17 protein-coding genes and 1 pseudogene are annotated in these 21,294 nt (G+C 58.8%); 6 read left to right on the top strand and 12 right to left on the bottom strand.

What is annotated here, in order from left to right:
* The 10 genes from P3T43_RS33635 to P3T43_RS33590 all read right to left on the bottom strand — a co-directional run bounded on the left by P3T43_RS33635 (position 1) and on the right by P3T43_RS33590 (position 11,631).
* Complete coding sequence (locus P3T43_RS33635) at positions 1-1,245, bottom strand: hypothetical protein (RefSeq protein ID WP_429285313.1); 1,245 nt, start codon at positions 1,243-1,245, stop codon at positions 1-3.
* Between the two features lie 53 nt (positions 1,246-1,298).
* On the bottom strand, positions 1,299-2,933 hold the full coding sequence (locus tag P3T43_RS33630; RefSeq protein ID WP_429285312.1) for a type II secretory pathway protein: 1,635 nt from the start codon (positions 2,931-2,933) through the stop codon (positions 1,299-1,301).
* A gap of 5 nt (positions 2,934-2,938) precedes the next feature.
* On the bottom strand, positions 2,939-3,451 hold the full coding sequence (locus P3T43_RS33625) for a toxin co-regulated pilus biosynthesis Q family protein (protein WP_429285311.1): 513 nt from the start codon (positions 3,449-3,451) through the stop codon (positions 2,939-2,941).
* A 38-nt stretch (positions 3,452-3,489) separates the two neighbouring features.
* Positions 3,490-3,912 (bottom strand): lytic transglycosylase domain-containing protein, encoded by a 423-nt coding sequence (locus P3T43_RS33620; protein ID WP_429285329.1) that lies wholly within the window; start codon positions 3,910-3,912, stop codon positions 3,490-3,492.
* Positions 3,912-5,153, bottom strand: a complete 1,242-nt coding sequence (locus P3T43_RS33615) for a TrbG/VirB9 family P-type conjugative transfer protein (protein ID WP_429285310.1) — start codon at positions 5,151-5,153, stop codon at positions 3,912-3,914. Before P3T43_RS33615 ends, P3T43_RS33620 begins: the two co-directional genes overlap by 1 nt.
* The gene (locus P3T43_RS33610) at positions 5,150-5,911 is read right to left on the bottom strand and encodes a transglycosylase SLT domain-containing protein (RefSeq protein WP_429285328.1); all 762 of its coding nucleotides are present in this window, start codon (positions 5,909-5,911) and stop codon (positions 5,150-5,152) included. The genes P3T43_RS33615 and P3T43_RS33610 overlap by 4 nt, the downstream gene beginning before the upstream one ends.
* Positions 5,912-5,948: 37 nt before the next feature.
* Entirely contained in the window at positions 5,949-7,247 is a 1,299-nt protein-coding gene (locus tag P3T43_RS33605; protein ID WP_429285309.1) for a TrbI/VirB10 family protein, read from the bottom strand.
* A 13-nt stretch (positions 7,248-7,260) separates the two neighbouring features.
* Entirely contained in the window at positions 7,261-8,166 is a 906-nt protein-coding gene (locus tag P3T43_RS33600) for a TrbG/VirB9 family P-type conjugative transfer protein (RefSeq protein WP_429285308.1), read from the bottom strand.
* On the bottom strand, positions 8,163-8,867 hold the full coding sequence (locus P3T43_RS33595; protein WP_429285307.1) for a type IV secretion system protein: 705 nt from the start codon (positions 8,865-8,867) through the stop codon (positions 8,163-8,165). Before P3T43_RS33595 ends, P3T43_RS33600 begins: the two co-directional genes overlap by 4 nt.
* A 1,366-nt stretch (positions 8,868-10,233) precedes the next feature.
* Positions 10,234-11,631, bottom strand: coding sequence for a replication initiation protein (locus P3T43_RS33590; RefSeq protein ID WP_429285306.1), 1,398 nt, complete (start codon positions 11,629-11,631; stop codon positions 10,234-10,236).
* 1,124 nt (positions 11,632-12,755) lie between these two features.
* On the opposite strand from P3T43_RS33590, the gene P3T43_RS33585 reads away from it, so the two are divergent.
* Both P3T43_RS33585 and P3T43_RS33580 read left to right on the top strand, forming a co-directional pair.
* On the top strand, positions 12,756-13,964 hold the full coding sequence (locus P3T43_RS33585; protein WP_429285305.1) for a ParA family protein: 1,209 nt from the start codon (positions 12,756-12,758) through the stop codon (positions 13,962-13,964).
* A complete protein-coding gene (locus P3T43_RS33580; RefSeq protein WP_429285304.1) occupies positions 13,961-14,938 on the top strand; it encodes a ParB/RepB/Spo0J family partition protein in 978 nt (325 codons plus the stop codon). The genes P3T43_RS33585 and P3T43_RS33580 overlap by 4 nt, the downstream gene beginning before the upstream one ends.
* Before the next feature lie 1,487 nt (positions 14,939-16,425).
* Here P3T43_RS33580 and P3T43_RS33575 read toward each other — a convergent pair.
* Positions 16,426-17,445, bottom strand: a pseudogene (locus P3T43_RS33575) (IS110 family transposase).
* A 572-nt stretch (positions 17,446-18,017) separates the two neighbouring features.
* Between P3T43_RS33575 and P3T43_RS33570 the strand changes: the two are divergent.
* A complete protein-coding gene (locus P3T43_RS33570) occupies positions 18,018-18,317 on the top strand; it encodes a hypothetical protein (protein ID WP_429285303.1) in 300 nt (99 codons plus the stop codon).
* Positions 18,318-18,653: 336 nt separating this feature from the next.
* Here the strand turns inward: P3T43_RS33570 and P3T43_RS33565 are convergent, their stop codons facing one another.
* Positions 18,654-19,295 carry a hypothetical protein gene (locus tag P3T43_RS33565; RefSeq protein ID WP_429285302.1) on the bottom strand — a complete coding sequence of 214 codons (642 nt, stop codon included), beginning with the start codon at positions 19,293-19,295 and terminating at the stop codon, positions 18,654-18,656.
* Between the two features lie 67 nt (positions 19,296-19,362).
* On the opposite strand from P3T43_RS33565, the gene P3T43_RS33560 reads away from it, so the two are divergent.
* From P3T43_RS33560 to P3T43_RS33550, 3 genes are all read left to right on the top strand, one after another.
* Positions 19,363-19,683 (top strand): hypothetical protein, encoded by a 321-nt coding sequence (locus tag P3T43_RS33560; RefSeq protein WP_429285301.1) that lies wholly within the window; start codon positions 19,363-19,365, stop codon positions 19,681-19,683.
* Between the two features lie 913 nt (positions 19,684-20,596).
* Positions 20,597-20,833, top strand: coding sequence for a hypothetical protein (locus P3T43_RS33555; protein ID WP_429285300.1), 237 nt, complete (start codon positions 20,597-20,599; stop codon positions 20,831-20,833).
* Positions 20,830-21,216, top strand: coding sequence for a hypothetical protein (locus P3T43_RS33550; RefSeq protein ID WP_429285299.1), 387 nt, complete (start codon positions 20,830-20,832; stop codon positions 21,214-21,216). The genes P3T43_RS33555 and P3T43_RS33550 overlap by 4 nt, the downstream gene beginning before the upstream one ends.
* Positions 21,217-21,294 lie beyond the last annotated feature (78 nt).

The raw sequence follows: 21,294 nt of genomic DNA, 5'->3' as shown, positions 1-21,294 counted from the left end.
TTATCCCAGTACATAGTATTTGCCCTTTGCAACGAACCTGATTCCGGCAGCGCCGTCCTTTCCTGCTTTTGTCTGGACCGTCGCGATGAGTGAGGCCAGTGCCATGTTCGGCGGGAGCTTCGCGAGTAATGGCATCTGCCATCTGTACCCGTCGATTTCCCAAGTCCCTACTTTCAGAATCGCGCCGCGGTGCGGCTCGCCAGCGGGTAGCGCGAGAACAGGCTTCGGCGCCGGATCGAAAATCACCTTGTAGCCGTAGCTGTCGAGCTCCAGCGGCTTCACCGACAGGCGTTGTGCTGGCGTCTGTAGCATCCGGGTCATTGTCTCCATCGAAGGCCATCTTTTTGCGTTGGCGAAGCTGACGTTTGCGACCTTCGGGATGGTCATTCCCTTTGTCGTCAGATGCTGGCCGTCCGCGTTGAATGACACCGGCAGCATGTCCGCGGTCGCGCTCTGCTCGAAGCCAGCGAAGGTCCCGCCTGCCCGCAGGTAGCTGTTGACGCAGTTGCCGTGAACCCCGCAGTCTTCCTTGTCAAGCTGCCAGCCGGTACGGATCACGTCCGTCTTGCCGCTCAGCGTGAGCAATTCAGGTGCGAGGTCGGCCGCGAGAGGCTGCGGGACGCGGAACGTGCTAGCGACGGCCTGGTCATACCGCTCCTGCCATGTGGCTACATGCTCCTGAGGCGGCGAAAAGAAATCCATCGCCTTCAGGACCACCACCACAATGGCCAGCGCGATGACCGCGACCGGCAGCAGCGCCGGGATAGAGATCGGCAACTTCGAGACGCGCCCGGCTTTCTTCTGCGCGAGCAACTCCTGGGCGCTAAACGGCTCATCAATTCCAGCGATCGACGCGCCGGAGCCGAAGATGGTCAACGCGAGGTTGGTGCGAAGGCATTCCTGTTCAATGTCCTGCTGACGGCGTCGCGCGTCCTCGATGCTGAGCACCTCGTCGCTGCGCACCGCGCCACGCACAACACAGACGAGGTGCACCAGTTGCTCATCCTGCAGCAGCACCAGGGCCGCCGGCTTCGCCTTGACGCGTTCGTTCAGGGCGACGCGCGCCGCTCCCGAATACAGTCTTGCTCCGCGCGTCTCGACAGGATCGGGCGTGGCAAACCCGCCAATCTTCTCGCCGGCGACCGTGATCTCAACATAGTGCGTGGCACCGAAATCATCGGCATAGCGGCGAAGCTCGGCGCGCGCGCCCTTGACCGGATAGGCGCGCCAGTCGAGGCCGAACACCAGCCGCGCGCGCTTGTCTCCCGGTAACGGTTCCGTGACGTGCATGGCGGCGCTCACATTGACGGCACGACCGTAGCGGTCAGCATGATTACCTGGAACGTGTGCGCCCTGTTCCAAGTCCCGGTAATGCCGCCAATGCCGCCGTTGGTCGTACTGTTGTTCTGGTCTGTCATCGCCCCGTAGATGACAACCGTCTGGCCGTCCGCAAGCGAGAGCGTCTGGTCGTCCTTGTTGCCGATCGTGTGCGCAAGCTGGATCTGCTGCTCCGTCTGGCCGGAGCCGACGGCAGCGTTCGTGAACGGGCCGTTGAGCTTGGACGAGTCGCTCCAGTACGCCAGGATGATCTGGTTATGATCGTTCACTGACGGCAGGATATTGAGGAAGTTACCCGTCGTAACGGTGCCCGGCGTCAGGCCCGGAACGCCTCCCGAAGTCGCAGTAAGACTGCCCGCCGATGGCGTGGTAGAACGCAGGTAGTCGTCGCTCTGGAAGGTCGCGACCGAAATCGGCAGGCCGTTCAGCGTGAGTTTCGTCTGAGTGTCGTCCTCGATCGTCTTCCCGTACGAACTGAGCGCATTGATCGCCGCGTTCGTACCGTTGAAAGGCGCGTTGGGATTGAGCACCGACAGGCCCATCGATCCGCCACCTGAAGACAGAGACGTGGGCGATGTAAAGCTGATCGCGTATTTGGCAAGTCCACCCTGGAGACGGCTGAACACCACGTCCGCATTCACGCCTGCCTGACTACCATCGTTCAGTGCGATCTGGATCGTGCGTACACGGACCATGACCTGCCGGGTCGAGATGGCGTTTTCGTGCTTGAGCACCTCGCCCATCCGGTCAGCCGCTTCGCGTGTGTCGTAGATCATGACGAGACGGCTTTGCGGATTGACCGTGACCTTGCCCATTGGGGACTTCAGCGCATTGAGTTCGTTCATGATGTTCTGGATCTGATCGAAGTCCCCCTCGCGGCCGGTCGAAGTCACCGCCGTGAACGAGCCGGTATCGCTACCCGAACCTGTACTGCTGCCTCCGCTCGACTGGTTACCCGTCGACGTATTCATGCCTTTCGACATGGTCGACTTGATCGATACCTTGCCCGGGATCACGGCGATCTGATACATGCGCGTGACGAACCGTGAAATGCTGATCGTCGAGCCGTCGAACGACCAGTCAAGCCCGAGATTCTCCGTCACGCCCTTCAGGTACTCGCCCACCTTGCAGTCAGGGCAGCCCTCTGAGTAGATGGGCTCCTCCTTTGAACTCGCGGCGCCGGGCATCATTGGCCCGGCGGCACTCTTCTTGGTGTCGCCACTGGATACCGTCGGAATAAGTGAGTCAGGTGTGACGAACACGTCTGGACTCAGATGCACTGGGTAGCCAGTAGCGCTCTGCACCAACGTAGCAATCTGGCTGATCTTCAGATTCGGCGGAAAGGTGACTGTCTTCTCACGGAAAACGGCGGGCAGCGATGCGTCGTATGACAGCGGCACCATCCGGTCACCGAGGTAGGCATCGGGCACATCCTCAACGAGCGGCAACGGGTCGGGCACACCATTCATGGCGTTCGTTGCAGCCGTGTTCGCCGCATCGTAGGCACGATTGACATCGCCCTGGGACACTGCGCACCCGGCAAGCGAGAGGACAGCAAACGCGGCGGCGCTCGCCTTGAGTTTTGGGTAACGCATGATCTTCAGTCCTTGCAGGAAGCTGCCCGCGCGACGACGCGGATCACTTGGTTGGTATGCCGGCAAATACGGGTCGGCGTGCGCATGTGATTGGTCGCCTGCATGACCTGCGTAAGCACCGCAGTGAAATCACCGGTGAAGGTCGCGTTGAACTCCAGCGGCAGGTCATCGTCGATCTTCCATGCCAGTTGCCATCCTTTCGCCTGCAGCCAACGGTCAAGCGCGTTGCGCAGATTCACGTCCTGTGGCGAAATCGTGAAGGTCAATGCTGACGGCTCGCCGCCTCCCGTCAACACGACAGGTGCAACAGCCATTGACGGCCCCGGGGTCGCAGCGGCCAGCACCATTGGCGTCGGGCTCACGGCACTCGCAGGAGCCGGTGCTGCGGCCGAAAGGACCTGCCAGCCGTCTCCCGCCGGCGGCGCCAGTTTCGACTGGTTGGGATCCACGGCTGCGGATGCGTCGAGGGAAACGCCCGTCACAACGAGCGCGATGAGAAGCTGGGCGATCATTCGCATAGGGCGCTCAGTCGGTATGGTGATTTGCATTGGCATGATCAATGGGTGACTCGCTGAAGACGTCGGTAGATGTCGTTGGCATAGACGAGCTGTTTTGAACTCGACGAAGCGTTGTATGCGCCAACCGCTTTCCAGGTCGGGCCAAAGCGTCGAATCTTGCGGGCGAGAATCCAGGTCCCCACATAGGCGTTCACGCATGCGTCGAAGAGTTGCGCGCGCCCGATGCCAAACTGCGCAAGTGTGGGCAGTTCCGCCGAGTTGACCTGCATGAGCCCGATGTCCTCCGACCCATCCGTATTCACGTTGACCGCGTCCGCGCGCATACCGGACTCCTTCTGCGCGATTGCACGCACCAGTTGAACGCTGATGTGCTGGTAGTTCGCCGCATCGCTCAGGCAGTCTGCGTGTGCGGCGATCATGGGAAGAATTCCAGCCGTCGCAGCGATCAGGACGTGGCGCATCATGACGACGCTCCAGCGGGCTCGGAGTACTTCACATCATGGCGACGCGTGACGTTGACCGTCTGTCCATCCGCCGTCACGATGAACTGGTCGGCTACGCCGTTGAAGCGGTAGTACTGACCCTTCTGCTCTCCGCTACCGAGATGCCGCACGTCGGCGACCGTGACGCGAACAACGGAATCAGCGAACTTGAAGAAGGTCTGGCCATCCTTGTCGAACACCGCCTCCAGATGCGCCGGGTTGGCCTGGTCAAAGTCATAGACCGTGCTTGCTGTGCGCGCAACCTCGACGCGTGCCGAGCCGTTCGATACGAATATCTGGTCCACGCGGTCGATCGTCACAACGCTGCCGTCCCACTTCGGATGAAGGGATTTGCCGTCGGCCGACAGGAACCGCAACTCTGGCTGTGGCTTCGAAGCGAAGCGGATCTGCGTATGCGAGTCATCACCGTCGCGGATTGCCTCTGCGCCGAATTTTTGGGCGAGCATGGATGGTTCCGGCGACGTGACCGCCGTTGCCAAGGGGCCGGACGCAGCATTGGCCGAATCCGCGGGCGGCTGCTGGCCCGCTGCATAGTTCAACGCCGCGGACTTAGGCGCATCGCGATGCACGCGCACATGTCGCGCATTGAAATTCACGTCGGCGTAGAAGCCCGATTGCGTCATCAGCCGGTCGAGCGCCTGCAGCCAGTTCTCCCCTTCATGGGTCTGGAATTGCGTCGCGCTGGTGAGGTCCACGTCCTTCTGGGCAGAGCCGCTCCAGCCCTGAGGGACGAGCGCCTTGACCAGGTTCCCGACCGGCATCGTGGCGCCGAGCCCATGCACAGGTTGAAGTGCGCCGTGACCGCCGATCAGGACGAGCCTGTTCGAAAATCCGTCGAACGATGCTGGCTCATCATCCTTCTGGACGGTCGGAATCTCGCCTGTGCCACCAATAAACGCGTTCGCTTTGGTCCAGCGTGCCGCGACTGTCTGCCCACCGATGTGATAACTCACGGTCTCCGGCGTTCCATCGATCACAACATAGGGACCTTCCTCGTGACCACCGTCAGCGGTAATGACCTGCCCCGCCCGTGGCTGGATATAGGTCTTTGAGCCGTCATTGAAGATCAGCGCCGGGCGCTCGGTCAGGCCACCGTCGATCTCATAGTCAAAGTCGAACGGGTCGGTGCTGGCTGCATGCGCCAGCACGCCGGCGGCCATCGCACAGGTAATAGCAATGGAGGTAACGATGCGCTTCATGGGCCCGCTTCGATCTGGGTGAGGTGGCGCGCGAACTGCGCGAGGTATGCCTGTCCCGGCGCAGGGTTCGCACTGTGGTAGTACTCGATCGCCTTCGCGACCGAATGCGTCTTGCTGTAGTTCTCGTTGAGAATGTCTTCAGCAATACGGATGTTCGTTGCGGGCGCGAGTGCATCCCACGGCGAGGCAAAGCGGCTCGCGTGGTAGTGCCAATTGATCTGCATCAAACCGACATCGAAGTCGTAACGGCGAGCAGCGAGCAGCGTTTCGATCGCCTCATAGGCGTCCGTACGCGTGCGGAAGAAGAAGCTCTGCCCCGCGACATTCAACGTCCATGGCCACGGTCGCCCGTTGAACGCGGACTCGTTCAGTGCGACGCCTGCCAGCACCTTGGGATCGATGCTTGTGTGCATGGCCTGGAACATCGCCGTGATCGGCGCGCACGCCCACCCCCCACGCCGCTCGGCGATGGCGGCTTGCGCATCATCGTCAAGGCGTGCGGGCTGCAGCCAGCCGTTGTGGATGAGCAGCTCGCGCAATCCGACGGCGCGGGATTGCACATCGACTGTGATTCCCGCATCACTGTCACTGCTGATGGACTGTCCAACGAACGGAGAGGCCCACGCCGTGAATGCGTTCAGCCCGCAGTAGAGGACTGGCGTGCCGTCCAGCGTCAAGACGTGCCGCGCGCCGGCATCGGCGATCACGATACTCGCCGGGCTGATGACCTGACTGATGGTTGCGCCACGCGCGCCCATTACGCCAACCCCGAGCACAAATGCGAGAAGAACGCGCTTATTCACGGTAGGGCTCTAGCGTGATATCGCGGTTCACCTTGATCATGAACCGTTTCCCCGGCTCGACTGTGATGGTGGGTGGGATGTTCTGGTACCGACTCAGCACCGACTGCGCCGTGTTGGCAGCCACCTGCCCCGCCGTCGATCCCACCTGGGTGACGCCCAGGGAGTTCGACGTCGTCGCCGTGGTGCTGCTCTTGTCGAACGTACCCAGAAGGATTGCCGTCAGAAACGACGTACCGTAGATCTTGAGGAAGTGGTTGTTGACGTCGCCAGAAAAACCCGCCGTTCCATCCGGGTCCGCACCCTGGGCACCGAAGAGCGGAACATGCTTGCCATTGGGCAGGCGAAGCTCCGTACCGGCAACGAGGATGCTTTCCTGTCCCACCTGGATGTCGCTGTTATAGGGCGCAACGATAGTCGAGCCTTTGGGAATCATCAGGCAGCCGTTACCCAGGCTGTCATAGACGTTCTGTTCCACGACGAGATCCGCCGTTCCGGGCCGGTCGGAATTAAGGCCTTCGATAGTCTCGACCTGGATGTGCCCGGGTGGTGAAAGGGTGCAGCCTCTCGATTGCCCAACGAAGCCCGCTGCAAGAAATCCCTCACCCGTAGCCGACTGTGCCTTGGCGTCGTTGATGAACTGCATGTCATGCTGCTGGGTTGTCTGGGTGGACCCCTGCCCCGCCTTGGCTCCAAACGCCTGGGCCTGTGCGTTGGCCGCATTCAATGCCGCTTTCTGTGCAGCGGCCTGCTCGTCGGCAACGTCAGCAGGCGTCGGCACGTTGGGCAGATGTGACTGCTGCTGCGTGCTCTGGTCCTGAACCTTGACGCCGGGCCTGAAGATCGGCGAATCGTAGATGTTGTCCTGCGCCGTCTTCTGCGCAAGCGCGCTATTGGCGGCCGGATCGTTCAGGAAACCCTGAGCCGTGAGCGACGGGCGCCCCGTTGCGCCTGGAAGCTGGGCGGGAAGTTCGGCTGGAGCTTGCGCAGCGACAGACGATGCCGCGCGCGCGGCCGCTTCCTGCTTCTTCGCAGCCGAAATCTGGTCGTCGATGATCTTGTCGACGTCGTCGTTAGTCGATACCTCCTTATGGACCGCAGCCGATTCCCGTTCCTTGCGCTGCAGCTTCGCCTCTTCTGCGACCTCGTTGGTCTGCTTGAGCTGGTAATAGAAACCGATCGCGGCGATGACGATGGCCGCAACGGCGCCGACAGCCAGGATCGCATTGCGCGGTGATTTACCCTTGACGATCGAAGGCTGATCGCTGCCCGGTTGCTGGTTCGGTTGTGCCATGGCGGAGCCCCGGTCAGAAGCCGAACAGACCGTGGTGGCCGCGCGTGATCTTTACTTCGTCGTTCGGCCCACGCAGCACGATCTCGTCGGCCAGTTGCTGGACAACGAGGTACTGATGGCACTTGTTGAAGTCCGGGCTCACGATATCGCCGTGGTCCTTGACGACCGGAACCGGGTACGGCGCATCTTTCGGCAACATGATCCAGACGAAGCGGCCATCGTTGAAAACCGTCTCTGGACGAAACGGAGCCGAGCCGGACACGGTGTAGTCGAAATCCAGCTTGCCGGGTGCCACTTCCACCCCGCGACATTCGCCGGTACCTGAATCACTGCCGACCTGGCCGTCCCCTGCCCCACCTGTCCCGGCACGACCCGCGTCGTCACGTGCGCGAACCTTCTCCATCAACGACTGGGGGTAGCGAAAACGCACGCTCTGATAGAACAGTCCGCCGAGCGGTGAGGACACGAGTGTGAAATCGTATTCCCGCTGATTTGTGCTCAGATGCATCGTGTTCACAAGACCCGGTTTCGTGGGTTTGACGAACACGTGATTGGCGCCGTCGGTATCGATGATCCATTGGACCGAGTCGCCAAGGCCCGGATCGGATACAAGCTTTTCACCGGGAGCCAGCTCGATCGTGGTCAGCTTGAGCGGAGCCGTCATTACCCGGAAGATCTGATCGCGACTGTACGGAAACACCGCCATACGCGCGTCGCCCGGCATTGAAACCGGATCGGCCCCGGTGTTGAACGGATTCGCAGGACTGAGCGGGTCGGCCAGTGCAGCGGTCGCTAATGACGGCACGCCAGCGACGTCCGCTTGCAGCGGCGCCTTATGCGCGGCGAGAGCCGGGACCGATGCGACTGCACATGTCAGGATCGCAACGCAGTTGATGAATTTGCGGACAACATGGCTCATTGATGCGTCTCTTCCAGCGTGAACAATGGATAGAAAATCCCGAATGGGTTCGCCGTGAGCGCGTCGTCCGCCGAAGGGGGAACGATCTGATAACGCCAGGTCAAGGCGAAATGCGTGACGACCGGCTTGTCGGTCGGGTTCTGGGTGGTGCTTGTTGTGAATTCAACGACCGCCGTGGATTCGTCCAGCAGCGAAACCGATGAAACGCGAACCTCACGAACAAGCTTTGGATTCAGGGTGATCGCCTGGTATGGCGCGTCGGTTTTGAGCCAGTTTGCGAACTGGCTTTTTGCGTTGCCAGCCATCTGTGCCTTGATCGCGTCGATGTTGCGCTTCATGCGCGAGTTCTCGACGCTATCGGTCAGGATCGGTTCGATCGTGAACCAGGCAGTGACCGAATCCTTCATCGAGGTTCGCAGTGCCTGGTCTTCTGGTTTGTAGGCGGTAAGCTGGCGAACAATGGGGTGCCCTCCCGCATCCGCCGATATTCCATACGATTTGACTACGGAGGGCGGTGGTTGGCGTGTCCAGACTGCGCCGACGGCGAAAGCCGCAACGATGAAACTGAAGATTTTCCAGTGATTGGTTTCGACACGCAGGCGCGTGCCGTTGTCGAAGATGACCTTTTCAGGGTCTTCCTCGTTGTAACCGCCCGGCAAGGGCGATAACGCGATCTGCTTTTTACTCTTCAAGAAACGCATGACGGACTATCCAGTTGGGCCGACTCAATTGAACCAGTCCAAACGGGTAGTAATTCGTGCAAAAGCGATGCGATTTGAGGCTTCTTTTCGTGCCGAAGCGCCTGACGCCAACGCTATCCGCAAGGCGGGTGCCTATAACCGGTTACAGCCTGTTTGCCGAAATGATGCTGAAAGTTTGGAGCTTTTCGACACCAAGAACACATCTATGAGTGGATGATTTCGATAGCGTGCGCTCAGAAATTGCACGCTTCGGATAGAAACGCGGCGCGCACTTTCGAGGAAAACGGCCAGCAATCAATTGGTTAGCATCAACGTATGCGATGGAGTGCCTGTAACCGGTTACAGGCACTCCATCAATGAAGCAAGCGTTCTACATCTGAACGCATATCCGCGGAACAAGGCGTCCTTGACGTCGGCTGATTGCTGATACCTTTTCAGACGATAACCACAGGCTTAAGTACAAACCGGCGCAGGTCGTGAGCAGGAGAAATCTCTGGCTGCGCTTAAACCATAGCTTGCCTCGCGCGGATGACTCCACACCTCCACAGGGTCACCCCTCTAACGCATACCATTCCACCCGAAACAGCGCGCCTATGAAGTTCCATATAATTGCTAAGGAAAACATCTCTGACCGACAGAAGGCTATCAACGTCCACGCAAATTTGCGTGATAGCAGTTGCACGCCTGCGGCGTTGGGTCGGTTTTATATATCAAACAGATCTAGACCGATCGCGCCAAAGCAATTAGTCAGCATTCCAAATTTAAAGGAAAGGCAGCCCCAGTGGATCTGGGGCGCTTCTATCGGGCTATGCTAAACGATGGTGTTTGGTCTTCCCAGCGACAGATCGCGGCCGACTTGGGACTTTCTCGAGATATGGTTGCTCGCCGTATTGCGCTCGCACAGGTGCCAGACGAAGTGGCAGCTGCTTTTGGGGGCGCCGATTCTTTATCGTTGCGAACAGCAAAGACTATCGCTTCGATCATGGCAATGATTGGAACGGAGCAAATCAGGGCAAATGCCGCAAAGATCCCGTTTGACGCTAAGCGGTCGATTGCCAAAACGCTCTCATTTCTCGCAACGGGCGCCCTACCCTCCTAAGCGGTGCGTGGGCCATTCTTGTCGCCCCTAGACATCATGGATGGACCTGCCAAAGCGTGGTTGACCGGCTCTACGTGATCGGCGGTGGGTCGCTTCGGCCGGGAGGGTGCCAATTGCGCCGACCAGCGCCGTGTGGTGCTCATGCACGCAACCCAGCTTTGCTTCCAGCGCACGCAAGCCAAACCTTGCTAACTGGGACGCGTTCACATAATGGTGTAAAAGTTGCTTAAATTTGGTCATTTGCCGCGCGCGTTCGTCTTCGGCCGGTCAGGTGCGCGCTCGGGCTGCCTTGGGTTTGTTGCGCAGATATACAAAATGGTAGAAGGCAAAGGAAAGGTCCGCGTGGTTGAGAACGTCTGCTTCGCCAATGGTGGCTATGTTGAATTTGAGACGCTTGATGGCCAGCTTGCCAGAAGGCGACGCAATGTACGCGCGCATGAAGTCTTTCCTCGTCCGTGCGTCGACCAGGACGAAAGCTTCGCGACCAGCGCGGACCTCGTCGGCCAATCGCAGCTTGGCTTCCTCCTCGCGAGCTGCGCTGTTCGCTTCAACCGCGATCCTCGTGGAGGATCTGGCAGTCACCTCGGCCTGCTCTTCCGAGGCTTTTTGGGCCAGTACCGTTTTCATCCGGCGTTCAGCCTCTGAGAGCTTATAGCCCTCGGTGATGGCCTTCATCAGATAGCCCGCAGGACTCTTAACCACCTTCGCGTCATCAATCTTTGCGCGGGTGTATTCGATTGCATCAAGGATACGTTCATCGGACCAGATTGCACGGTTCTGCGAGATGACACTGAACTGCTTCTCGGTGAAGCCGAATTCGTTTTTCAACGTGGTGTAGGTTTCCTTCAACCCAATTAAGCTCGCGCGAACGGTATCGGCGCCTTCCTTCCTGGAAAGCCTGAAGCGGATCCGATCAATCTTCTTGGACTTGGGGCTTTCGGTGCGCGTCTCGTAGCTCAGATCGATGTCAGAAACCTCGTTGATTTGCTTTACCGCGGGCTCTAGACTGTCCCGCTTGAAATACTTGAAAACTGTTGCGCTGGAGCCCGCTTTGCCTGGCCAGTTTCGGACCACATCGATTTCAAACCAATCCGTGATACCGTCCGTCACGTAAGCAACGACGTGGTCATAGATTGCACGTGCATAAGTGAGGGTGAAAGCCGATGTAATGCGAAGGCTTAACCAGTGCGACTTTTCCGGGTCCTTGATGTGCCGGATAAGCGGTTGCGGGACTTCAAACGTTATGCGTCCTTTGTCGATACCGACAATGCCGAGCAGCTGCACGGATACCCACTTTTCGTTTTCGGGTGAAGTGCTGCCATGCGGTGCCGTGGACACTTGGATGAGTGCCTTCTGTGCTTCGGACACTACTGCTCTCAGATGCTTGTAGTTGTAGCTGTCGTAACGCATAAGCCACCTGAAGTAGCTCAGCTCAACGTCGTAATACTTCGGTACGGTCGGCTCCTGCGCCACGATGAAATGCGCTGCATCAAGCAGGCGACGGGCTGTGACTCCGACGTCCGTGACATCGACGAAAACGTTATTCCGCTGGTAGCCGATTTCCTTGGTTGACTTGTGGATCGGCAGGTCGGTCGCCAACATCTCCTCAAACAGTTCGAGCGACATCTGGCGCGATGTTGCGCGTGTCGATACGTCGTTGGACATAGTGGCCCTCTTTTCTTCGTTGTTCGCCGCGGAAAACTCTAACACGCGTAGGTGAGATGTCAAAACAAAAAGGCTCACCATGAAACTGATGTTTCAACAATTTGGCTCACCCACGTTCGTAACGGAAACAGGGCAACAATTAGGCTCACCATGGCGCTATCAGGTGCTATTTTTCGCCGAGCCGTAAGGTTGGTTTTGTGTTTTAGAGTCTTAGAAACTACAAACTAACCTACATACAGGGGGCATCAATCTCTTGAAGAAACAATTAGTTAGCTCCGCAAAGGTGAGCAATTTTGTGTCAGAGGTGAGCGGTTTTGTTGGGAGAGGTGAAGGAAATTCCGCTATGAGAGTGAAGTGTTTACCCGTTTAGAGTGAGACTTCCTGTTGCAGGCGCAGACCATGGTGAGATGAATTGTTGAAGCGTTCGTTGATGTCGCTAATGCCTTGCGTGGCGGGGGAGCCCGCACGCCAACCTGGGAGAGCGGTGAGTGTTTTTGTTGGCAACGGTGAGCGGATTTGAGTTGGCCCCAGCGCCACCCTCGTGCCCACCGGGAGAAACGCGTTTTGGCCTCGGTAGTAAGGGAGTATTCAGGCGGAATCTGACCTTCCCGGCGCGATGGTGAGGAGAATTGTGGTGCACTGCCGCGTCGCGCCCCCCCTGGCGCATGGTGAGAAGTTTTGTTGGACTAGTGTCGACGCTGGTCGCTCGTGGTGAACTGGACTCTGGGGCAGGCCGGCAATGCGAATGATGGTGAGGAATATTGTGGTCGTGTTGTCCTCCGCAGTGATTCTGCTGCACTGCAAGGGTAATCATGATCGTTTCGAGTGGGCACCGCTTGCCTCTTCTCTGGTGTATTCAACAAAAGTTCTCACCCACCATCGTGGCCGAACCTCCACTTGTTCAACAATTCCCCTCACCACGGCCTTCGAGAATGCATTCATAAAAAGTGTACAACGCGCCACGGAAATGGATGCATCTCATATTATGAAATACCCAAATGTTTTTGGTTGCAAAATAGCTACTTAACTCTGCTTTCTAAGAGACGTGGTTAAGTTACCCGCATTTTTTTGTGTTTTTCTAGTATTCTACGCTTCGACTCGATTTCTGACTAAACCTTAAAAACATGTCTAAAGCAGAATTCCCTGCAATTACGCGAAGAGTGACCTTGGGTGAGCTTGCGGGTTTCGCGGAGACGCTTAACACGCTCACAGAGGATTTGCGTAACAGCATCCTGACGCCGAAACCGCGCAAATCGGCTCCAATATTCACTACGGCTGAGATTGCCGAGCTTTGCGGACTGGACCGCACCAAGATTCATTACCAAGCCACAAGGGAAGGGAGCACGTTGCCAGCAGGTGAGGCATCGGGCACTGGTCGTAGCCGCCAATTCACACTTGCCGAGGCGCGGACTTACGTGCAGCAGCTGTCCGAAATATACCAGTCGCCTCTTGTCACAGGGTCACGCGGTGCGGACGGGAAGGTCATCCTCGTCGCCAACTTCAAAGGGGGTTCGACCAAAACGACGACGTCGATGTGCCTTGCGCAGGGATTGTCGCTCCGCGGCCGGAGGGTGCTCGCCATTGACCTGGACCCCCAGGCATCACTTTCCGAGCTTTGCGGGCTGTATGCAGAGAAGGAGGTCGATGAGGATTCGACGGTTCTCCCGTTCATCTATGACCAGACCATCGAAGGCGGGCTGTCATCATTCATCAAGCAGACCTACTGGGACGGTCTGGACGTCATCGCCGCACATCCCTCCTTGTTCAGTGCGGAGTTCTACATTCCGTCGATGCTCAAGACCAGGCCCAGCTTTCAATTCTGGGCAATCCTGCGTGAAGGTCTCTCGTCGCTTCGCAGCCAGTACGACTACATCATCCTCGATACGGCGCCTTCGTTGTCCTACCTGACGCTCAATGCGTTGATGGCCGCGGATTCGATGGTCATGCCGTTGGTTCCGGAAAGCCTCGACTTCATCAGTTCTGTGTCGTTCTGGGGGCTGTTCTCCGACATCGCGCGGAACTTCATGGAGAAGGAGGCCAACAAGGCCTACGACTTCATCTCGGTGATCCTTTCAAAGGTCGATAACAGCCCGACTTCGTCGGCATCCGTGGTTCGTCCATGGACACAACGGGCATATGGCGACTGGCTGACGACAACCGAAATTCCGGCAAGCTCGGCGATGAGTAGTGGCGCGCTTGCATTGTCGACGGTATTTGACCTAAGCAAGAAGGACGCGAGTTCGAAAACTGTCGAGCGGGTTCGTCAGCCGCTCAGGGAATACTGCAAGTGGATTGACGACATGTACGTTGAACAATGGAGGCTCGGCAAATGAACATCCGTGCTCGAATGGCCGAGCAGACCGCTAATCTGCGCGCTGCTTCAGATATCCCGAAGGACGAAATCGCAGCGTCCAAGCAAACAAGCGATAAACCGAAGACTGGGCCGGGGATGGCTGCCGCCTTGGCTGCGGCCAATATCAAGATTCAGGAGTTGGAGACGCGCGGCGCGCAATCAGTCCTGCCCGTGTCAGAGATAGTGCCGAACCCGTGGCAGCCCCGGAGGGTTTTCAACGAGGCGAAGCTGTCTGAACTCGCAGAGTCAATTCGCGAGGTCGGGCTGCTACAACCAATCGTCGTTCGCCGAGTGGAGTCTGCCTATCAGATTGTCGCGGGCGAGCGGCGTTGGCGCGCGCATAAACTGGTGGGACTTGAGGAAATAAAAGTCCTCGTTGTTGATTGCACGGATCAGGATATGGCCGTGCTGGCTCTGGTCGAAAACATTGGCCGGGATGACTTGGCCGACTATGAGATTTCCGTCTCCCTCCGCCGTACGGAAAAAGAATTTCCGAATCGCACGCGCTTGGCCGAAGCCGTCGGCATGAGCCGGCGAGGGCTATACAGATACCTCGCATTCGACAGCCTACCCGCGTTCATCACGAGCGACCTTGATATCAATCCGACGCTTATTGGTGGCAATGCCGCCGATGCGATTGCGAATGTGATCAAGAAGCATGGTGAGAATGCTGTAGCCGCTGCTCGCGAACTTTGGCCGGACGTCGTATCCGGAAACCTGGACCAAGGAAAGTACGCGCCGGCGATCGCTGCCCTGCTCGGCCGTCGTGCATCTAGCACAACGGCTCGCGAGCGTTCAATTGAGAAGTTCTTTGCCGGAAATACCCACGCAGGCAGCATTACCAAGGACGTGAACAGCTTCACCGTAAAAATCAAGACGGGCGTCCTGTCAGATGCACAGGAGATTCGGATTCGCCAAGTCATCAGCGAGTTGTTTAACGGCGATCCCACTTGATCGAAGTTATCGCCGATAGGCCTGGAGCCCGCCTTGACGCGGGCTTTTTTTTCGCCCGCCAGATTCAACGCGCTATGAAGCCGCTGCGATGTGTATGCACTTTCAACGTGTGATTGCTTGAGTGACTGCCTGCAAATCGCATGTACCAGAGACGTGTTGTTGCGGACGAGAGTGTGCTACTAGGCACACTTCTCGGACGGGCTCCGCTTGCGAGGCGACACGATCAGAATTGGTCGGCCGCCCGTGAATCTCCGCATCCGCACGGGTAGAGTAGTCACACCCGTCCCCGTCCCCCCGCGGGAAGACGAAACAGTGTGCTACTAGCACACTATTCGGCAGGAGGCGTCTTGGAAGCGACGCAAGTTGGCTGCCTCGCCGTAAATCCCCCACGACCGTATACCGCCAGGGACGTATCCGCCTCCAAAGATTTTTTGAAGAGGGTAAGCAACGATGGTCGCAGCCGGGTGTGCCGACGGATTCGCTGGGAAAGAGGCAATGCACGCGCGTTGTCTCGTATCGGGCCAAGATGTCTCAAAGTTCGAATCACAGGGATCAATCGAGCTCATCTACTTCAACTGCAGCTGACATATTCTTCGCCAAAGACGACCGGCGTGTTGCGCTTTTTGTCGGGCTGAATGAGACCTGTAGATCGCACATAATGCTGCTCACAGTGCATTGGTCCGTCCGAACGATGGAGCTGCCGTCGAGGGATAACTCACGCCTCCGTCACCAGAGGTGCTGATGTCCTGAGACTCGCTGTGCGTACGATGAATATGCCGACTATTACCTGTCCGGAGATCGGCCCCTTGATCGTTCCTCGATTGGATTAGCGCAAGACGCAGCGCAACGGGTGCCGCCAGCGGCTCAGGAAAGCGCGCTGCCGAGCGCCATCAGTTACCGCCGCGCCCGTTGCGCAAGGCCACCAGGTTTTTATACGTCGAGGTGCCCTTCCGCCTTCAGCAGCCACGCCTGGTAAAAGCAAAGTAATTTTTTTGGGGACGATCTGCTTGGAGATCCCTTGTGGCTTGCCAGAGTGTGAACCCTAAGAAAATCGCGTGAAGTCGCCAGCCGTCACATGGTCATCCGCCCCGTTTTCGAGCGAAAAAACCGCCTCAGCGGGCAGTTCGTCGGACTTGGGCGGTGGCCAGTGCGCGTTTGAGTGGCTCGCCGTCGACGTACTGGCGGAAGGTGGGCACGTCACTGTGTCCTACATGAACGGTCACCTTTGCGCCAGGTTACGTATGTGCAACGACAGGGTGGGTTGCAGCTCTACATTCGGCCGTGTTGCAGCCATATATGCTGCGGGCCCCTATGAAATCCGCTGATTCCCACCTCATTCCATGAGCGAGCTCTGAGCTCTGGACACAGTTCAGGTTTTGCGAATCCCGATCCGACCTGTCTTTGTCATCACGCTACATCGCCAACGCAACTCTTCGATAACTTGCTTTGCTCAAGCTTGATACTCTGCCACTTGTCATACCGCACGCTTAAACCGGTTTCAGGCTGTGGTAGTGCTCTTCGTAAGGTCGATCTTGTGCGAGGATTGCCCAGATTGTTCGCGCCATCTTGTTGGCCAGCGCTACCGTCACCACATTCACCGGTCGACGCTTCTTCATCTGCTCGATCCATTCGTTTGGCTTCCTGGAACGGAACAGCACGCTGCGGGCGCCGTGGATTAGTAAGGTTCAAACGTAAGTGTCTCCCCTCTTGCTGATGCCTAACAGTTGCACCTTCCCGCCGGACCCTGTCTGCCCTGGAACAAGGCCTAACCATGCCGCAAATTCACGACCTGATCGGAATGCCTGCGGCTGCCCCATGGCCGCGACTGCGGCCGTTGCCGTGAGCAGGCCAACTCCCGGTATGGCGGCGATGGCCTTGCATGCCACGTCTAGTCTCATCCAGTCTTGCAACCGTCGTTCGATGTCGAGTATCTGCCTGTCCAGGTCCGCCAGCCGACTCCATTGCTCGCAAAGGGTATCGATGAGTACTGCTGGCAATCGATCGACGAGCTTCTCAAGGACGCCCGGCATCCCCTTGTCAAGTGCAGCGCGGCTCTTGCCCATTACTTCGCCATACTCAGTCAGCAATCCCCTCAGACTGTTGATCTGCATCGTTCGGAACTACACGAGCTGCTGCCGCATGCGATGCATCGCCAAGACCGCCTGCTGCGCCTCAGTCTTTACGGCGACCGCTTTCGCTGGTTGCTGAAGTGCCATCCAGATCGCCCGGGCATCAGCCACGTCATTCTTGTTTCCTGTAACAAACGCCTTGACGAACTTGGCGGGCATTACCTTCACCTGATGCCCCATTTCTATCAGCCGCTGCGCCCAATGATGCGCACCACTGCACGCGTCCATTCCGATCAGACAAGGCGTGCGATTCGAAAAGTGTTCGAGAATCGCTGTGCGTTTGATCTGTTTGCGAACAATCTCGCCAGTCTCGGGCTCGACCCAATGAAGCTGGAAGACGTACTTCGCGATATCAACACCGACTGCCGTAAGCGTCATCTCTGATTCTCCGGTTTGCCTGTCAAAATCCTGATGATCGCCTATCTCGAAGGGTCGCCCGGTTCTCGCTGCGAAGCGCGAATATCGTACGGCCGTCAGCGGTGGGAGGGACCGTTCATTTCATTCCATGTTTTCGAGTGCCGCACTGGCGTCCAAGGCCATCGCGGACGGCTTGGGGCAGTCGTTTGGCGTAGCTGTGGCGTAACCAGTGCGTGGAAGCACATTCGAAGCGGTTGGCATCAGCACGCTGTCCATGGGACCGGGCGTAAATGAGAGCCTCGCTGCACAGGCTGGTTATGAGGTTCCAGATCGCAGTGCGCGCGCGGATGTCCTTAAGCTGGCCCGAGGGGGAGCGCCGCACTGACAGCAGCAGCGGCAACTCCTCATCTGGCGCCGGCACCGGTGGCAGGCCAAACGCAATGCGATAGGCTTGTAGTGATAAACCAATCTCGTCGCACGGCACCCCAGCGCGCCTTGACGCCTTTGCCGCGTTCGACGCGCAGCAGCCACTGTAAGAGTGCTGCGTCCGGAAACCCGCGCCGCAGGGTCTCGGGTACCGGTTCGATCCGCACATGGCCCATCCGGCACTGAACGACTTCAGTCGTGCGCAATCCTTTCCGTTCAAACAGATCCACCGCGAACAGGTCGCGCGCCTTCGACAGAATCGCCTCGCGGCCCGATTCCGCGCCCGGGCGAGCCGAGATTGCTTCGCGGACCAGCGCAGTGCCGTCGGCAGAGAGGAAGCGGGCCTGCTAATCCCGGTCGCGGCGGCCCACGGTCGGCAGTACGGTGGCGGGATCAAGCTGCAGGTAGCCGACGTCGCGCAGCCAGTCGAAGAACGACGTGACGATTTTTTGGGTCTGGCTGGCTGAGCGGGCAGACAGAGGCCCCAGAAAGGGCCGCCAGTCGGGCGACCGCGCCGCACGCCGGCCTTGCGGACTGCCCATGGTGCGGGCGACTGCAGGAACCCGACGTACGCGGCAAACTCGTCCAGCCCCCGGTTTGAGATCGGCACGCCAGTATGGCGCGCATACCAGAACAGACGCTCGGCCTCTGTGCGGTACTGTGCCAGGGTGGTGGCGGCGAGTCGCCCGCGACCAGTCGCTTTGGCCGCGTGCCAGCGCCCGACGAAGTCCTCATCGGACAGGTCCGGTGGCAGGATCAGGCTTTGAAGCCGGTTCCGCCAAAGAGCGAGTTCCGCACGCGTGTCACTGGCGGGGACGACCCGGTATTGTTCGGGGGTGGTCGATTGCGTTCATCGCGGCGTTCTGAGGCGAGGTAGCGTGCAACAAAAACGCAACTAACCGTCTGCGCGCTATCGTGCCGCGCTGGCCCGCGCTCGCGGGCCAAACGCCGCCCGCAGGGCCGGTGGTTGGCCGTACCGAAGCCGGGCGAGCGGGCAGGGAAGGGCCGGGGGGCACGCTGTCCTCCTCGAAATCGGTCTGACTTTTGACAATGCCCACCGCATTCCAGACCACGTTGAACGCCGGGCGCAGGACGGGCAGCAGGTCCGCGCCGAAGTCCTCGACATACACAGGCGGTGGCACGATGTCGTCAATGAAAGCGGGCAACGCGCGGTTAGCGCTGTAACGCCCTGACTGTCTGACGCGGACCAGGCGTCGACTGATCCCGGTCAGGCTGACGAATACATAGGCGGGCGCGGGAATGCCCATGGAGGCAAGGGCCTGGGCGATGGTGGGGACGTCGAGCCTGACCATCGGGAATTCGCACATCGATGGTTCGATAATCCCGCTTCTGTCGCCGTCAACCGTGAGCAGGAGGTCAGTCCCGACAAGCTCAGCGCAGCCGTTACGGAAGAGCTGGACACACCCGGTGTGGTCCTGCTGCAACTGACGGGACCTTCGAACACGATACCGTCCAGATTGACACGGGCGCCGAAAGCTGAGATCCGCAGGAATGTATCTGCGCCAGGGCGCTGCCGGCGCGAAGCAACTCCCGGGCACTGTGCGCATCCTGCCGGGTCAGCGCGAGTACCGGTACGACGTGGAAAACCAGGCGTGGTCCCGCAAGCACAGGAGCGCTGCCGGCATTGTGCACCAGGCGGGCGAGCCGGTCGTTACGAAGGGTGGTGGCCCGTTCGACCAGGCCGTCGGCGAACGTAAAGGCGGTGCGGATCGCGTGAATGTCCATCGGTTCCTTTCCCACAGAGTTGCGCAGGTAGAACTGCCCGCCGCGCACGGCGCGGTGCGGCGCGTTCGGGCTCGCCAATACGCGTAACACGACGACATGGCCGCCGCCCACCAACCGTCGGTTGAAGCGAAAGTTGCAGCACCTTTGGGCGGTCGGGAATGGGTGAAGGGTGGGGCGCCGTCTGCGCCGTCAGAACTTTTGCTTACACGCGCCAAGAAGCGAAAGTCGGAAATGCGAGGCGAGGGAAGAGAATGTCTGAAATGTCACATGCCCTAGCATTGCCTACTCGACGTGTCCGTGAAACAAACGGGTGACGGACGTCGGCACAAGAAGAATCAATGGCGGTAAGGCTTTAGGGCCTATTTTTCCGGCTTTCCGTTGGATTGTTTCACGGCTAGACGCGGTCGATGAGCAGTCAGGCCGTCAAAATGCTGTAAATGTGTCTATACACACTTATGACGCGAAAAAACGTAGCGAATGATACGTGTTTTGTGGTGATTGTATTGGCGTGTGAGCCGCTATCACTCTCAGACGCGCAGATGTCCGGGTCGTTTTGTACTAAAACATGATGCTCGGGCAAACCGGAGCGTTGTCGTTGATACCACCACGTTTCTTGCGGGCAGTCAACAACGCACGTCCGCACGGCGCGCATCGATATGACCTCTTCGGCCCGAAGATCGGGCGCCGGCTAACCCTGTTTGGACGGCTCGCCCTCGATCTGTGGGTTCGCCTCGAATCAGATCCGCACGTGGTTACGTATTGCGAGCGGCCTCTGTGCATTCCTGGCGCAAGGCCGCCCCGGGTTGTCGACTTCTGGGTCCGTACGCACGACGACGAGAAATTGTACCTTGTACGGCAAACGGGGGAGGCGAGGTCGGTGGCGCAGGGCGGTCCCCTGTTCCCGGCTTTTCACTTGTGGAGCCACGCCTCTTCGCTGCAGTTGCAGATGATTCATCCGCGGGAGCTCGACGACCCACAGGTGCTTCACGAAAACCGGACCATGATGCTTCGTTACCTGGCAGGTAGCTACGCACTTCCAGTCAAGAAATTGACGTCGGACGTGATCACCGCGTGTAGCGATGGCACTACGCTGGCAGAACTCGAACGGCGATTCGCGACGGTCGATCCGATGCTCGTTCGCTCGGCTGTCTTCAGACTGGTGCTGACCGGCGAGGTGGGATGTCCGGCACTTGCATTCGAGCCACTGGGGCCGAATACCCATCTGGAGCCGGTATGAAGCGAGTCGCCTTCGGCGCATTGCGGTTTGATCGAAGCTACATTCCGCGCGATCTTACCGATATCGGTCAATGGCCGGCGGCGGACGACAGCGCGCTTTCTGATGAGGGGCGCGACTTGCTGAAGCGCCGGATCCGGGCGATGACGCTGTTTTTGGACGGCCACACGCCTCTGCGGGAAATCAGCCGGGAAACGGGAGTTGGTTTCAACGACCTTTATCGCGTCTTCGAGCGGTGCATCACGCAGCACGAGGACGGCCGGATCTTTTGCTGCCGCGCATTGATCCCTTATCAGCACACGCGGTCGTACGACCGACGCTCGCCGGTCAAGCCATCCCGTGAGGGCGTTGCGAGCAACGCTAGCGGAGGGCGGTTTCAAGGGTGAAGCGCAACAGCGGGTTTAATGTTTAGAGCCTTGAGGTTGACTTGCTGAAGCAAGGGTCGCGGCGAAGACCTCGAATGG

Origin of the sequence: Paraburkholderia sp. GAS41 (assembly GCF_050436545.1) — a bacterium.
Lineage (GTDB): Bacteria > Pseudomonadota > Gammaproteobacteria > Burkholderiales > Burkholderiaceae > Paraburkholderia.
This window is presented reverse-complemented; position numbering and strand designations above follow the sequence as displayed.

Coding starts and splice junctions, on each gene's coding strand:
- P3T43_RS33630 (WP_429285312.1), bottom strand. CDS start 2,933: ATGCGTTACCCAAAACTCAAGGCGAGCGCCGCCGCGTTTGCTGTCCTC.
- P3T43_RS33625 (WP_429285311.1), bottom strand. CDS start 3,451: ATGCGAATGATCGCCCAGCTTCTCATCGCGCTCGTTGTGACGGGCGTT.
- P3T43_RS33620 (WP_429285329.1), bottom strand. CDS start 3,912: ATGCGCCACGTCCTGATCGCTGCGACGGCTGGAATTCTTCCCATGATC.
- P3T43_RS33615 (WP_429285310.1), bottom strand. CDS start 5,153: ATGAAGCGCATCGTTACCTCCATTGCTATTACCTGTGCGATGGCCGCC.
- P3T43_RS33610 (WP_429285328.1), bottom strand. CDS start 5,911: ATGGGCGCGCGTGGCGCAACCATCAGTCAGGTCATCAGCCCGGCGAGT.
- P3T43_RS33605 (WP_429285309.1), bottom strand. CDS start 7,247: ATGGCACAACCGAACCAGCAACCGGGCAGCGATCAGCCTTCGATCGTC.
- P3T43_RS33600 (WP_429285308.1), bottom strand. CDS start 8,166: ATGAGCCATGTTGTCCGCAAATTCATCAACTGCGTTGCGATCCTGACA.
- P3T43_RS33595 (WP_429285307.1), bottom strand. CDS start 8,867: ATGCGTTTCTTGAAGAGTAAAAAGCAGATCGCGTTATCGCCCTTGCCG.
- P3T43_RS33590 (WP_429285306.1), bottom strand. CDS start 11,631: ATGTCCAACGACGTATCGACACGCGCAACATCGCGCCAGATGTCGCTC.
- P3T43_RS33585 (WP_429285305.1), top strand. CDS start 12,756: ATGTCTAAAGCAGAATTCCCTGCAATTACGCGAAGAGTGACCTTGGGT.
- P3T43_RS33580 (WP_429285304.1), top strand. CDS start 13,961: ATGAACATCCGTGCTCGAATGGCCGAGCAGACCGCTAATCTGCGCGCT.
- P3T43_RS33570 (WP_429285303.1), top strand. CDS start 18,018: ATGGCCCATCCGGCACTGAACGACTTCAGTCGTGCGCAATCCTTTCCG.
- P3T43_RS33560 (WP_429285301.1), top strand. CDS start 19,363: ATGTATCTGCGCCAGGGCGCTGCCGGCGCGAAGCAACTCCCGGGCACT.
- P3T43_RS33555 (WP_429285300.1), top strand. CDS start 20,597: ATGATGCTTCGTTACCTGGCAGGTAGCTACGCACTTCCAGTCAAGAAA.
- P3T43_RS33550 (WP_429285299.1), top strand. CDS start 20,830: ATGAAGCGAGTCGCCTTCGGCGCATTGCGGTTTGATCGAAGCTACATT.